General features: G+C 57.8%; 2 protein-coding genes. Both read left to right on the top strand.

The genetic code is table 11. The annotated features are described in order from the left end of the window. Positions 1-291: 291 nt before the first annotated feature. Positions 292-1,566 carry an ammonium transporter gene (locus ACWI8T_RS09860; protein ID WP_329932700.1) on the top strand — a complete coding sequence of 425 codons (1,275 nt, stop codon included), beginning with the start codon at positions 292-294 and terminating at the stop codon, positions 1,564-1,566. 32 nt (positions 1,567-1,598) lie between these two features. Then, a complete protein-coding gene (locus ACWI8T_RS09855) occupies positions 1,599-1,937 on the top strand; it encodes a P-II family nitrogen regulator (RefSeq protein WP_114614667.1) in 339 nt (112 codons plus the stop codon). Positions 1,938-1,975 lie beyond the last annotated feature (38 nt).

Below are 1,975 nucleotides of genomic sequence, written 5' to 3'. Positions count from 1 at the left end.
GGAGACGCGCGCGTTTATTTCGTCCTCATTACTTGAATATTTCCTGTTCGTAACGCCAGTTTCGCCTTTGTTACGGCTTGGTTTTTCAGCCGTTAACTCATCTTTGTGCGCCCCTTGCGCGCGTCGAAGCTCCCCATAATGAAGTGCGTCATATCCATGGGCGCACAAAACGCCGGGTGTGGAGAGGCCATTTTCGAATATTCGGTTTCGCGAGCCTTATTTCGGAAACGCATGGGGAACGGCCGCTCCACAAACGGCAATCAATGCGCCCGCCGGAAGAAGGGAGCAATCATGTTTGATCCAGGCAGCACCGGATTCATGATTCTGGGCGCGATGTTGGTGTTCTTGATGACGCCTGCACTTGCATTTTTCTACGGCGGCCTTTCTCGCCGCAAAAATGTGCTGAACACCATGTTCATGTCAATCGCCGTAATTGGTTTCGTCGGCGTGTTGTGGATTGTGGCCGGCTGGTCGTTCGCCTACGGCGGCGACGGCAGCTGTCCGTTCTTCGGCGGTTTCGACCAGATCTTCTGCGTGGGGCTGCTCGATAACATGCTGGGCGGCAGCGATCTGGCGCTTTCCCACGACACGTACCCCGTGCTCGTTGACGTCGCTTTCCAGGCTGCGTTCGCCATTATCACCATCGCTATTATCACGGGCTCCTTGGCTGGCCGCATGAAGTTTGGTGCGGTGCTCGCGTTCATCTCTATTTGGCTGTTGCTCGTGTATGCCCCCTTGGCCCACATGGTGTGGGGTGGCGACGGCTCGCTCATCGGCGACACCATTGGTGCGCTCGACTTCGCTGGCGGCGACGTTGTGCATATCTCTTCTGGTCTTACGGGTCTCATCCTGTGCGTGCTGCTCGGCAAGCGTCGCGGCTACGGCATGATGAGCTATCGCCCGCACAACATTCCCTTTGTTGCCCTGGGCGCTTCGCTTCTGTGGTTCGGCTGGTTCGGTTTCAACGGCGCTTCTGCATTCGCCGCCGATGGCGTTGCTGCGCTCGCGTTCCTCAACACTATGGTTGCACCTGCTGCCGCCATGATTTCCTGGATGATTGTTGAGCGTCTGCGCTCTGGCAAGGCGACGCTTGTTGGCGCATGCACGGGCATCGTTGCCGGCTTGGTCGTCATCACCCCGGCTGCTGGCTTCGTTGATGTGTGGGCCGCTGTTGTCATGGGCCTCATCGTTTCCCCCATTTGCTATTCGGCCATGGCGTTCCTCAAGCCGAAGCTTGGCTATGACGATGCTCTTGACGCATTCGGCTGCCACGGCATCGGCGGCATGGTGGGCGGCGTGCTCACCGGCATCTTCTGCGTGCCCGACCTCTCCTGGACCGACTTCGGCGGCCTGCTGTACACCGGTGATCCCACGCTGCTCATCGCTCAGATCGAGGGCATCCTTATCACCATCGTGTTCGTTGCTGTAATGTCGGCCATCATCGGCCTTGTGGTGAAGGTTCTGTTTAAGGGCAGCTTGCGCGTGTCCGCCGAGGAAGAAGCCGAAGGCCTTGATGCTCGCGAGCACGGCGAGAGCGCATACCCCGCGTTCAATGGCCTGGACTAACTGGTAGCTCGGAAATTCGAAAGGAGCCATCGATGAAAAAGATTGAAGCCATCGTTCGCCCGGCGAAGCTTGAAGCGCTCAAGGATGCGTTTCTCGAGGCTGGCATCAAAGGCATGACTATTTCCCAGGTGCAGGGTTGCGGAAATCAGCATGGCTGGAAAGAGTACTACCGCGGCAGCGAGGTTATCGTGAACATGCTGCCGAAGATCATGCTCACCGTGGTCGTCGAGGATGATAAGGTCAATTCCACCGTCGAACTTATTTGCAATACCGCCCGTACCGGCGAGGTGGGCGACGGCAAGATTTTCGTCTCGCCCGTCGAGCAGGTGGTTCGCATTCGTACTGGCGAAAGCGGAGAAGGGGCGGTATAGGGTTGCTCCTGAACCGCACTCGCCAGATTGCCGTCTGT

The sequence above is a fragment of the Slackia sp. genome (assembly GCF_977041755.1).
Note: the sequence above shows the minus strand (reverse complement) of the source record. Positions and strands in the feature narration are given on the sequence as shown.